At 73.8% G+C, this 11,662-nt stretch carries 9 protein-coding genes; 5 read left to right on the forward strand and 4 right to left on the reverse strand.

Going from position 1 to position 11,662, the window contains the following annotated elements:
• Positions 1-36: 36 nt before the first annotated feature.
• Together ABD331_RS33065 and ABD331_RS33070 are read right to left on the reverse strand one after the other, a co-directional pair.
• Entirely contained in the window at positions 37-2,457 is a 2,421-nt protein-coding gene (locus tag ABD331_RS33065) for a VIT domain-containing protein (protein WP_344483404.1), read from the reverse strand.
• On the reverse strand, positions 2,454-3,338 hold the full coding sequence (locus tag ABD331_RS33070; protein ID WP_344483407.1) for a helix-turn-helix domain-containing protein: 885 nt from the start codon (positions 3,336-3,338) through the stop codon (positions 2,454-2,456). The genes ABD331_RS33065 and ABD331_RS33070 overlap by 4 nt, the downstream gene beginning before the upstream one ends.
• 117 nt (positions 3,339-3,455) lie before the next feature.
• Between ABD331_RS33070 and ABD331_RS33075 the strand changes: the two genes are divergently transcribed.
• Positions 3,456-3,923, forward strand: coding sequence for a Dps family protein (locus ABD331_RS33075; RefSeq protein ID WP_148438087.1), 468 nt, complete (start codon positions 3,456-3,458; stop codon positions 3,921-3,923).
• Positions 3,924-4,274: 351 nt separating this feature from the next.
• A complete protein-coding gene (locus ABD331_RS33080) occupies positions 4,275-5,297 on the forward strand; it encodes an alkaline phosphatase PhoX (protein WP_344483412.1) in 1,023 nt (340 codons plus the stop codon).
• A gap of 62 nt (positions 5,298-5,359) precedes the next feature.
• Here the strand turns inward: ABD331_RS33080 and ABD331_RS33085 are convergent, their stop codons facing one another.
• Entirely contained in the window at positions 5,360-5,953 is a 594-nt protein-coding gene (locus tag ABD331_RS33085; RefSeq protein ID WP_148438089.1) for a TetR/AcrR family transcriptional regulator, read from the reverse strand.
• A gap of 93 nt (positions 5,954-6,046) precedes the next feature.
• Between ABD331_RS33085 and ABD331_RS33090 the strand changes: the two genes are divergently transcribed.
• The gene (locus ABD331_RS33090) at positions 6,047-8,260 is read left to right on the forward strand and encodes an MMPL family transporter (protein ID WP_344483418.1); all 2,214 of its coding nucleotides are present in this window, start codon (positions 6,047-6,049) and stop codon (positions 8,258-8,260) included.
• Here the strand turns inward: ABD331_RS33090 and ABD331_RS33095 are convergent.
• Positions 8,229-9,077 carry a bifunctional helix-turn-helix transcriptional regulator/GNAT family N-acetyltransferase gene (locus tag ABD331_RS33095; protein WP_344483420.1) on the reverse strand — a complete coding sequence of 283 codons (849 nt, stop codon included), beginning with the start codon at positions 9,075-9,077 and terminating at the stop codon, positions 8,229-8,231. The genes ABD331_RS33090 and ABD331_RS33095 overlap by 32 nt on opposite strands.
• Before the next feature lie 94 nt (positions 9,078-9,171).
• Here ABD331_RS33095 and ABD331_RS33100 point away from each other — a divergent pair, with 94 nt between their 5' ends.
• Positions 9,172-10,077: a lactonase family protein gene (locus ABD331_RS33100; protein WP_344483423.1), complete on the forward strand. Its 906-nt coding sequence runs from the start codon at positions 9,172-9,174 to the stop codon at positions 10,075-10,077.
• A 52-nt stretch (positions 10,078-10,129) separates the two neighbouring features.
• Entirely contained in the window at positions 10,130-11,530 is a 1,401-nt protein-coding gene (locus tag ABD331_RS33105) for a N,N-dimethylformamidase beta subunit family domain-containing protein (protein ID WP_344483426.1), read from the forward strand.
• Positions 11,531-11,662: the final 132 nt, after the last annotated feature.

Raw genomic sequence — 11,662 nt, forward strand, 5'->3', positions numbered from 1 at the left:
GTCACAGGACGGTGGCGGCGCGTCGCCTGTGGCCGATCAGCCTCGCTTCCAGAACGGGCCGCGGCGGCGGCCGTCCTGAGGCGCGGAGCCTGGCGACGGGGAGGCGCCGCCAGGGCCGGGGTCGGGCGAAGGGGAGGCGCTGCCGGTGAGCGCGGTCAGCACCTCGACGGCGCGATCGTGCAGCGCCCGCGCGTCCGCGCCCGGCCGCTCGGCGCCCTCCAGCTCACGGGCCAGCCCCTCCAGGTCCTCGTTCCCGCCGAGGAAGGCCGCCAGCGCGGCCAGCCGGGTGCCGAGGTCCGCCAGGTACAGCAGGTCGGGGGCGGGGAGGGCGTTGAGCCGGTCTAGCTCGGCGGAGAGCTGGGGCCGTACCGACTCCAGCCGGTGCGTGGGCCGGCCGCCGGACTTGCGCCAGGGCCCGGCGGGGGCGGACGGTGCGGGCATCGGCGCCCCGCCGTACACGGGCCCGCCAGGAACGGCGGGGCCACCGAGGACGGGACCGGCCGCAGCCGGGCCGCTCTCCGCGCCGCCCCCGCCGACGAACCCCTGATCCAGGTCGGCCTGGCTGAGCCCGGCCGACGGCATGCGCATCCTCGGCGCCGCCACGGGCGCGGCGGCCAGCGTCATGCCCGCCCCGAACACGCCCGCCGGGGCCGCGCTCGGCAGCTCCCACCCGCTCGGCGGCTCGACCGGCTGGATGACGCGATGCTCGGGCCCCTCACCGGCGACCTGCCTGGTGTCGACCGCCACGTACGCCGTGAACCGGCAGAGCACGCCGTACTCCAGCGACGTCCGCACGATGCGCGGCTCCAGGTCGTGCTCGCCCATGGCGTAGCGGTCCTCCAGCTCACGCAGGTGCGCCCGCGCCCACACGGCGCGGATGGCCGGGTTGTCCACGGTCACGCCGGGCACCCGCTCCTCCCACGGCGCGCCGGCCGCCGTCCCCTGCACGGTGACGGAGGTGCCCTCGCGGTGCCGCCCGTACGCGCGCAGCGGCACGCCGGGGAAGATCGAGCCGAGGTGGGTGACCGTGCCGGGCTCGACGTCGAGGTCCTTGAGCGACAGGTCGGTGACCAGCGGGGCGCCGATCCTGCGGTGGATGGCGTCCATGGCGGCGTCGAGCCGGTCCTCCGACTCGACCAGCTCGCACCGCCCCGCCCCGAGCCCGGCCAGCCGGCCGAGGAACCCCGCGTTCACGGCCCGGTCGATGCCGACCGTGTGCACCCGCATGGCCGACAGCGCGCCGCCCGCCTGCTCCAGGATCTGGTCCTCGTTGCCCACCTGGCCGTCCGTGACCAGCACCACGACGCGTTCGCGCCCGCTCTCCGCGCCGCCCAGCAGGGCGGTGGCCTGGCGCAGCGGTTCGAGCAGCTCGGTGCCGCCGCGCGCGTCCACCCTGGCCAGGTGCTCGACCGCGCGGTACCGGTTGCGGTCGGACGCCTCCACCAGCCCCTCGAACGCCTGCTCCACCACCGAGTCGAAGGTGAGCACCGCGAACCTGTCCTGCGGCGTCAGCGTGTCCACGATGCGGGCGGCGGCCCGGCGGGCGCAGACCATCTTCCAGCCGCCCATGCTGCCGGACCTGTCGAGCAGCAGCACCAGGTCGCGCGGCGTGCGGGCGGCCTGCAGCGGGGGCGGCAGCACGGTGAGCGCGAACGTGCCCCGGCCGTCGAGCTGCAGCGCCGTGGAGGCGTCGAACGACAGGCGCAGCACGAAGTCGCGGTCGAGCCGCTCGCCGGGGCGCAGCCGTACGGTGTGGCCCTCCTCCTCGACCACGTGCAGGCTGGAGGCCAGCTCGCGCAGCTCCAGCCCGGCCGCGTCCACGGTGGCCGACAGCGACAGCCGCACCGGGCTGGGGAAGCCAGGCAGCAGCACCGGCGGGCTGATCCGCGACGCGTCGGGCACGGCGTCGGTGTCGGGCGCGGTGCCGTCACCGGCCGGCGGGCCGTCGATCGGGCTGCCCGGGATGTAACGCGGCGCCACCACCAGCGGGAACCTGAACGTCGCCGCGCCGTCCTCGTACGGCAGGGGCTGGCTCATCGTCAGCCGCACCGAGACGCGCTCGCCGGGCAGGATGTTGCCCACCCTGATCGTGAACACGTCGGGCCGGTCCTCCTCCGCGATCGCCGCCCGCTTCCCCTCGCGCAGCGCCCGGTCGTAGTCGGCCCTCGCCTCGGCCCGCTCCTTCAGCACCCCCTCGATCACCCGGTCGTCGGCCTCCATCCGGAAGCCGGTGACGGCCGCCCTGTCGGGCAGCGGGAAGACGTACGTGGCCTCCAGCGTGACGTCGAACGGGTTCCGGAAACCCTGCGTGACCTCGACCCCGGCGATCAGGCCCGAGATGCCGGCGGTCACGTCCACGCTCTCCAGCGGCAGGTTGCCGCGCTCGGTCAGCAGCGCGCCGAACCCGGCGTCCGGCACCGGCAGGCACCGTGCGGGCTCCAGTGAAGTGATCCTCATGTCAGCTCCCTCTCTTCGAGCACCGCGAGCAGCGGTAGCGCCGCCGCCAGTACCGCCTGGACGTCCTCCTCCGACGGGGGGCGGGTCGTGTCCAGCACGAGCCGTACCCCGTCCGCCAACCTGATCCCTGTCACGAGCCGGGCGGGGTCCGCCCGGGTGTCGGCGCCGCTCCGTCGTGTGGGGGTGCTGTGTGGTGCGTGCCGGTCCTGGGACGCGCCGACGCCGTGGGGTGCGTGTCGGTCCTGCGACGTGTCCGGGCCGTGGGGTGTGCGCCGGTCCTGGGACGTGTCCGCGCCGTGGGGCGGGCCCGGCGTGACGGTGTCGTGTGCCCCGCCCTGGACGTGCGGCGCGTCCTGCACGTGTGCTGTGTCCTGGACGTGTGCTGTGTCCTGGACGTGCGCCGGGTTCGGGGCGGGTGTCGCGCCGCTGCCGGGCCGCTCAGCCCAGAACCGGCCGCGCACGCCCTCACCGCCGCCCGTCGCGGGCACGGGGCCGCGCTCGCCCCCGGGCGGCTGGGCCGGGCGATCCCGCGCCGGCGCGCCGTCCGGCGAAGCCACCGGCAGCGGGCCTTCCAAGTGGGCCGTCGCCTCCAGCATCCGGTCCGTGGCCCCCGCCAGCGCCGCCTGGATCTCCGCGATCGACCGCCCGGCCGCCTGCATCCGCTTGACGGCGACGAGCTGCAGCAGATGCCGCCGCCCGTACCTGGCCACCCGCCCGCGCCGGGTAAGCGGCGGATCCACCAGCCCGATGGTCGTGTACCACCTGATCAGCCGCTCGCCAGGCACATCGCGGACCCGCCCGTTGGGAGCAGACGGCGCGCCGGCGCGCAGGGCGCGCGCCGCGTGCTCGGCCAGCTCGCCGATCGTCCAGGTGTCACTCATAACCTCACAATGACACTGTCACTATTACACTGTCAATGACAGTCGGGAGCGGAAGATCCGGGGCGTCCTTTTCGTTGTGGAATGTGTAAATTCCGACCGCTGGGGAGGAAGGTAGACATGGCTACCATCACCGGCCCGCTCTCGGGCGACGCAAAGAACACTGTCGCGGAGGCCCTCCAGGGAGCCCTGGTGGACCTCATCGACCTGTCGCTGGTCGCCAAGCAGGCACACTGGAACCTCATCGGCACCCACTTCCGCTCGATCCACCTCCAGCTCGACGAGGTCGTCGCGCTGGCCAGAACGCACATGGACACCATCGCCGAGCGCGCCGTCGCCCTCGGCGTCAACCCGGACGGCCGCGCCGCCACGATCTCCCGCTCCAGCAAGCTCCAGCAGCCGGAGAGCGGCTGGATCGAGGACGGCAAGGTGCTGGCGACGATCACGGACGTGCTCGACGGCGTCAGCAAGCGCATGTACGAGCGCATCCGGGCCACCGAGGAGGCCGACCCCGTCAGCCAGGACCTGCTGATCGCCGTGGCGCAGGAGATCGACAAGCAGCACTGGATGTTCCAGGCACAGCGGTGACACCGGCGTGTCTGAACCCATCGCGAAGAGCCCGGGCTCTGTGCCCGGGCTTTCGCATGCCGAGCTGAATGCGAAGCTCGCCACGCCCGGCCCCGACATGTCCGCGTCCGCCATGGTGCTGTCACCGGCGCCTGGCTCGCGGTGATCCGGAAGCGCGTCCCCGCCCCCGTCCCCGCCGTCATGAGACGGCAGGTCGCCGCCTCGCGTACCCCCGCCGGTCGTACGGAAAGTCACCCTCCGCCGACCGCCCGGCGAACGGCCATCGGGGTTTGCGCAGAGTTTGATGTCGCGAGTCCCTGCCATTCATGTCGGTGCGGTCGACTAGCGTGGCACCTAGAGGGAGGCCCCACGATGTCGCGCAAGACTCTCCTCCGCACGGGCCCGCTCGTGCCGGGCGGCGTCAGCCCGTACGGTCCGCTCGGCCTGGCAGGCACGGGCGGTATGGCGCTGCCCCCAGGGTTCACCGGCCGGGTGGTGGCCCGCTCCGGCCAGAAGGTCGCCGGGCTGACCTGGCACGCGGCGCCCGACGGCGGCGCCTGCTTCCCCGACGGCGACGGCTGGATCTACGTCAGCAACTCCGAGCTGCCCCTGCTCGGCGGCGCCTCGGCGCTGCGTTTCCGCGCCGACGGCAGCGTCGGCGACGCCTACCGCATCCTGTCGGGCACCGATCTCAACTGCGCCGGCGGCGCCACGCCGTGGCACACCTGGCTGTCGTGCGAGCTGGGCCATCGGGGCCGCGTCTTCGAGTGCGACCCGTACGGCGCCCGCGCCGCCCGGCCGCGCCTGGCGATGGGCCGCTTCAAGCACGAGGCCGCCGCCTGCGACCCCGAGCGGCGCGTCATCTACATGACGGAGGACGAGCCGGACGGCTGCTTCTACCGGTTCAGGCCGGGCGATTGGGGAGATCTGACGGAGGGCACGCTGGAGGTGCTGTGCGCCTCGGGCCACTGGCAGGCCGTGCCCTCGCCGGCCGCCCTGCTCATGGAGGCCCGCCACCAGGTCGAGGACGCCCGCCACTTCGACGGCGGCGACGGCTGCCACTACGCGGGCGGGGTGTGCTACTTCACCACGAAGGGCGACACCGGGCTGTGGGCGTACGACGGGCAGACCTCGACGCTCGACCGGCTCTGCGAGGGCGTGCGCGCCATCACCGCCGCCCCGTCCGGCGATCTGTACGTCGCCAGGGAGCGTGCCGAGATCGACGTGATCGCGCCCGACCGGGCGGTGACGCCGTTCCTGCGGCTGGAGGGGCATGACGGCGCGGAGCTGACCGGGCTGGCGTTCTCGCCGCGCGGCGAGCGGCTGTACTTCTCGGCCAGGCGGGGGCGCACGGAGGGGCACACGTTCGAGGTGAGCGGCCCTTTCCGCACGTGACGGCCCTGCGCCCGCGACGGCCATGCGCGCCTTACCGCCTTCCGCGCTGACGGCCGCCGGAATCATGCCAGGTAGCGCACGAGCATGAGCTTCAGCTCGTCCACCAGCTCGGCCGACCGCTCAGGCCCAGCCGACGTGATCATCGGCATCACCGCCTTCACCATGGCCAGCGCCATGGTCCCCGTGAGCCGCGCGCGTTCCTCGGACAGCTCGGGCGAGCGCCGCCGCAGCATGTCCGCGATGTGCCCCGCGATGTCCTCGTGCAGCCGCTGGGACGCCGCCGCGAGCTGGTCGCCGGTGGCCGTGCCGTACAGCAGCGACCAGTACGCGGGCGACGCGCTCTTGAACCGCACGCTCTCGTCCACGAGCTGCCCCACCAGCGCCTCCAGCGGCACCTGCGGGGTGACGGCGGCCAGCCGTCCGGCCCAGAACTCCTGCCGGTCGACCGTGTAGCGGGCGACGAGCCCGTCCAGGATCTCCTCCTTGTTCCTGAAGAACTGGTACAGCGACCCCGGCGACACCCCCGCCCGCGCGGCGACCTGGTTGGTGGTCAGCTCCGGGTAGCCGACCTCGGCGACCACCTGCTCGGCGGCGTCGAGGATCTCGGCCATGCGCTTCAGGCCGCGCGCCTGCCGGCGGACCGTGCGTTCAGGCATGGGTCTCCTCGTTGACAAATACGAGCATTCACTTGTATTTCTGGGTCTCGACAGTAAAACACGAGCAGTTTACCGAGTTTTCGGGGAGATCTCATGGTGACCACTCGCGCCCGCTCCGCCCGTCCGGCCACGAAGGGCCCGCCGCTGCGCAGGCTCGGGTTCGTGCTCGTCCGCCGCCGCAGGCTGGTGCTCGCGCTGGCCCTGGCGCTGCTGGTCGGCGCCGGCGTGCTGGCGGCGGGGGCGGCCTCGGGGCTGTCGCTGGCGAGGTTCGAGGCGCCGGGGTCGGAGTCCGACCGGGCGCAGGCCGAGCTGGAGAAGCGGTTCGGCACGGGCAGCCCCGACATGATCTTCCTGGTGACGGCGCGCGGCGGCACCGTGGACGACCCCGCGAACGAGGCGGCGGGCAGGGAGCTGACCGAACGCGTCGGCCGCCACGAGGGCGTGGCCGAGTCCGCCTCGTACTGGACCCGCGGCAAGCCCGCCACCCTGCGCAGCGAGGACGGCAGGCACGCGCTGATCGTGGTGCGCATCCCCGGAGACGCCGACCACGTGCGCGCCCGGGTCCTGCCCGCGCTCGTCCCCGAGATCACCAGGGGCAGCGATCTGCTCCAGGTGCGGGCCGGGGGAGGGGAGGAGGTGTTCAGGGAGGCCGTGCCGCTGGCCAGGCAGGACTTCGTCCGGGCCGAGCTGGTCATCTTCCCGCTGGCGTTCGTGCTGCTCTGGCTCTACCAGCGGCGCGCCATGGCGGCCCTGGTGCCGATCCTGGCCGGCGTGTACGCCATGGTGATCGGCCTGGCGCTGCTCGGCGGCGTCCTGCTGTACGCCGAGATCTCCACCTTCGCCCTCAACCTGACCCTTGCCATGGGCCTGGGCCTGGGCATCGACTACTGCCTGTTCGTCATCCAGCGCTTCCGCGAGGAGACGCGGCGCGGCGCCGACCGGGCCGCCGCGGTCGCCGGGGCGGTCGAGCACGCGGGCCGGACGGTGCTGTTCAGCGGCCTGACGGTGGCCTCGTCGCTGGCCGTGCTGTTCGCGCTGCCGTTCGACTTCCTGCGCTCCTTCGCCTACGCCGGGATCGCGGTCGTCCTGGGCGGCCTGGTGGCGGCGGTGATCGTGCTGCCCGCCGTGCTGGCCACGATCGGCGGCACGATGCTGCCCAAGCGGGACGGGCCGGAGCGGGACAACCGGAAGCGGGCGGGCGGCTTGAGGGCGGACGGTTTCTGGCACGGGCTGGCCACCCGGGTGATGCGCCGCCCGCTGCTGACCGGCGGGCTGGCCACGGGGCTGCTGCTGGTGCTCGCCTCACCGTTCCTCGGGCTGCGCTTCGGTGTGGCCGACGACCGCGTCCTGCCGCCCGAGGCCGCCTCCCGCCAGACGCAGGAGGTCATCCGCCAGACCTTCCCCGCCGAGGAGACCGACGCCATCCAGCTCGTCTCCAGGGACGCCGCCGCGGGTGACGTCTCCGGCTACGCCGCGAGCCTGTCCAGGCTGCCCGGCGTGGCGCAGGTGGACTCGTCGGCCGGCTCGTACGCGGGCGGCGCCCGCGTGGGCGACGGCGACCCGGCCAGGTTCCAGGGGCAGGGCACGTGGCTGTCGGTGGTCCCGTCGGCGGCGGCGCTGGCCGACGACCCGGTGCGCCTGGTCGAGACCGTACGCGCCGTGCCGCCGCCCTTCGAGCTGCTGGTCGGCGGCTACCCGGCCGAGCTGTCCGACTACCGCGCCTCCGTCGTGGACCGGCTCCCCCTGCTGCTGGCGCTGATGCTCGGCGTGACGTTCGCCGTCCTGTTCCTGATGACCAGGAGCGTGATCATCCCGATCAAGGCGACCCTGCTGAACGTGCTGAGCCTCGGCGTGATGTTCGGCGCCCTCGTCTGGATCTTCCAGGACGGCAACCTGTCGGGCCTGCTCGGCTTCACCCCGACGGGCACGCTCGACCCCAGCATCCCGATCCTGATGCTCTGCGTCGCCTACGGCCTGTCGATGGACTACGAGGTCTTCCTGCTCTCCCGGATCAAGGAGGAGTACGACAGGACGGGCGACACGGAGTCGGCCGTGGCCACGGGCCTGCAGTCGGGGGCGCCGCTGATCACCGCGGCGGGCGGCATCCTGGCGCTCACGTTCGCCGCCTACGCCACGGCGTCGGTGACGTTCGTGCAGATGCTGGGCGTCGGCATGGCGGTGGCCGTGCTGGTGGACGCCACCGTGATCAGGGCGGTGCTGGTGCCGAGCCTGATGCGCCTGGCGGGCCCGCTCAACTGGTGGCCCAGGGCCGCGCCTAGAGGTCGCGCGACCACATCTGCTCGATGACCTCGATCCCGTTCTCCACGCCCTTCTCCTCGGAGTCCAGCTCGAACCCGGCTGCCTGGTAGATGCGCCGCGCGCTGTCCAGGCAGTCGCGCGTCCACAGCTCGATCCGCTTGAACCCCTCGGCCCGCGCGTGCCGCAGGCACTCGTCGACCAGCCGCCGCCCGATGCCCAGCCCTCGGGCGGACGGCTCGACCAGCAGCATGCGCAGCTTGGCCGTCGTGTCGTCCTGCCGCACGCAGAACACGCAGCCGGCCCGCTCGCCGTCGACCTCGGCGATCCACCCGGCGTCGCGGGAGAAGTCGAGGCCGCCCACGATCCTGGCGACGAGCTGCTCGAACTCCACGCCCCAGCCGTACTCGGCGGCGTAGAGCGCGCCGTGCCTGAAGGCGACCCAGCCCAGGTCGCCGGCGCGCGGCGGCCTGATCACGTACGGCGCGCGCCCCTGCCCGCCGCCCAGCAGCCGCCTGATCGTCGCCATGCCGGCGACCAGCTGCTCCTGGTCGGCCTCGGGGAGCCCGTCGAGCAGGGCGCGGATCTCCTCCGACGAGCGCCGGTCGAGCGCCGCGAAGACGCCGGCCCCCGCCTCGGTGAGCGCGACGAGGTGCTTGCGCGCGTCGCTCGCAGAACGCTCCCGCAGGACCAGTCCGTCGCCCTCGAAGCGGGCCAGGATCCGGCTGAGGTAGCCCGCGTCCAGGCCGAGCAGCCCGCGCAGCTCCCCGGTCTCCATCCGCTCGGCGTGCGCCAGCTCGAACAGCACCCTCACCTCGGTCAGCGAGTACGGCGAGTCAAGCATCCCTGCCTGGAGCGCGCCGATCACCTTCGTATAGAACCGGTTGAAGGCTCTGACCTCAGAAACCCTTGCTTCTGTCAACGAACTCATTGCCACAGTCAACCATAGGAGGAACCCCGCTGTGAAGTACGTACGCATAGGCGGGTACGGCCCTGGCATCGTCACGATCGGCGGCGACCTCACCCGCGTGACGGCGCCCTCGTTCCTGGCCGCCCACCCCTCGCTGCCGGTGCTGTACGCCGTCGGCGAGCTCGAACGCGGCTGGCTCAGCGCGTTCCGGGCGGACGGGGCGCAGCTCGGCGCGCTGGACGAGCGCCCCAGCGAGGGACACAGCCCCTGCCACGTCGCCGTGGAGCCGGACGGCGGCCTGCTCGCGGTGGCCAACTACGGCGACGGCACGGCCACCCTCTACCGGCTGGACGAGCGGGGCGCGTTCGCGGGCGAGCCGATCGTCCTGCGCCATCAGGGCTCGGGCCCCGACCCCGACCGCCAGGAAGGCCCGCACGCCCACCAGGCCGTCTTCCACGACGGCCTCCTGCACGTCTCCGACCTCGGCACCGACGAGATCCGCCGCTACCGCTACGACGGCACCCCGCTGGAGCCCATCACCATGGCCCCCGGCACCGGCCCGCGCCACTTCGCCTTCGCCGGCTCGCGCCTGTACGTGGCGGGCGAGCTCGACGGCACCGTCACGCTGATCGACGGCGAGCGCCGCACGGTCGTCCGCGCCTCCCGCCAGGAGGGCGACAACGCCCCCTCCCACCTGGAACTGCACGGCGACTTCGTCTACGTCGCCAACCGCGGCCCCAACACGATCTCCGTGCTGCGCGCCGCCGACCTGTCACCCGTCGCCGAGGTGCCCTCGGGCGGCACCTGGCCCCGGCACTTCGCCATCGACGGCGAGCGCATGTACGTGGCCAACCAGAACGCCAACACCGTCACCTCCTTCACCCTCACGGACGGGGTGCCCGCGCCCGACGGGCAGTCGTCCGAGGTGGAAAGCCCGGCCTGCGTGCTGATCATGTAAGGAGTTCACCAAGTCGCGGCTCAGCGGAGGGCGCGGTCCCGACCATGGGCACGTGCGCAAGATCCTGCTCGCCCTCGCCCTCTGCGCCGCCGGCTGCGGCCAGGCGCCCGCGACCCAGCCGGCCGCCCAGCCGGTCGCCCAGCCGGTCGCCACGTCGGCCTCCCAGGCCGCCCCGGCCGGCACGCCGTCGGCCGGTGACGTGCAGGAGTCGTGGCGGATCACCCGGCACGGCGCCGAGCACGAGATCGAGGGCTACGCCGACGAGGTGAGCGTGCTGCCGGGGGAGCGGTTCCGGCTGCACGTCTCCACCACCGCGCCGCGCTTCTCGGCCAGCGCCTTCCGCATGGGCGCCAACCCGTCCAAGGTGTGGGAGTCCGCGCGGGTGCGCGGCGAGCGGCAGGCGCCCGCCAGGATCGTGAACGGCACCGCGAGCGCCGCCCACTGGTCACCGTCGCTGACCGTGGACACCGGCGGCTGGCCCGAGGGCGCCTACCTCGTCCGGCTCGACGCCTCCACCGGCGCCCAGCGCTACGTCCCCATCACCGTGCGCTCCGCCTCCACCGCCGGGCGCGTCGTGATCGTCAACGCGGTCACCACCTGGCAGGCGTACAACCTGTGGGGCGGCCACAGCCTCTACAAAGGCCCCGGCGGGTACGCCTCCCGCTCCCGCGCCGTCACCTTCGACCGGCCCTACGACGGCACCGGCGCCCGGCTCTTCCTCGACTTCGAGAAGGAGGCGCTGGCCGTGGCCGAGCAGAGCGGGGTGCCGCTCGCGTACCTGACGAACCTGGACCTCGCGCCGGGCGCGCTGGACGGCGCCCGCGCGGTGTTCTCGCTGGGGCACGACGAGTACTGGTCGCCCGGCATGCGCCGCGCCGTCACCCAGGCCAGGGACGCCGGCGCGAACCTCGCCTTCCTCGGCGCCAACGCCGTCTACTGGCGCATCGCCATGCGCGGCAGGCAGGTGCTGTGCGACAAGGAACGGCTCTGCGAGCTGTGGCGGGCGTCGGATCCCGAGAGCTCCCTGGTGGGGCAGATGTACGACTGCTTTCCCGCCGACGGGGTGTACCGGGTGAGCCGGCCGGGACACTGGATCTTCGCTGGGACGGAGGGGCGGCGCTTTCCCGGGATGGTGGGGGTGGAGACCGACCGGGTGTCGCGGGGGTCGCCGGACGGGGTGCGCGTGCTGGCCGAGTCGCCGTTCTCCTGTGGTGGACGGGCCAGCGTCTCGCACAGCACCTACTACACGGCCGCCAGCGGGGCGGGGGTGTTCGCGTCGGGGACCATGCGGTGGGTCTGCGCGTTGCGGGGGCGCGCGTGCGGGCACGGCGTCACGGACGCCGCGGCGGCCTTCACCCGGCGGGCCACGCTCAACCTCCTCACCCGCTTCGCCCGCGGGCCCGCGGGGGGCGCGCCCGCGCAGGCGCCCCGCCCGGCAGGCCCGCCCACCTAGAACCGGGAACCCCCGCCCGCGCTCCGCCTGCGCTGGCCGCTTGCGCCGCCTACGCCCGCACCCCCCCCCCCCCCCCCCCCCCCCCCCCCCCGCCCCGCCCCCCCCCCCCCCCCCCCCCCCCCCCCCCCCTTC

Source organism: Nonomuraea monospora, assembly GCF_039531895.1.
GTDB lineage: Bacteria > Actinomycetota > Actinomycetes > Streptosporangiales > Streptosporangiaceae > Nonomuraea > Nonomuraea monospora.

Bases quoted from the DNA above. Each gene is read 5' to 3' on its own strand.
- ABD331_RS33065 (WP_344483404.1), bottom strand. From the start codon at position 2,457: ATGAGGATCACTTCACTGGAGCCCGCACGGTGCCTGCCGGTGCCGGAC.
- ABD331_RS33070 (WP_344483407.1), bottom strand. From the start codon at position 3,338: ATGAGTGACACCTGGACGATCGGCGAGCTGGCCGAGCACGCGGCGCGC.
- ABD331_RS33075 (WP_148438087.1), top strand. From the start codon at position 3,456: ATGGCTACCATCACCGGCCCGCTCTCGGGCGACGCAAAGAACACTGTC.
- ABD331_RS33080 (WP_344483412.1), top strand. From the start codon at position 4,275: ATGTCGCGCAAGACTCTCCTCCGCACGGGCCCGCTCGTGCCGGGCGGC.
- ABD331_RS33085 (WP_148438089.1), bottom strand. From the start codon at position 5,953: ATGCCTGAACGCACGGTCCGCCGGCAGGCGCGCGGCCTGAAGCGCATG.
- ABD331_RS33090 (WP_344483418.1), top strand. From the start codon at position 6,047: ATGGTGACCACTCGCGCCCGCTCCGCCCGTCCGGCCACGAAGGGCCCG.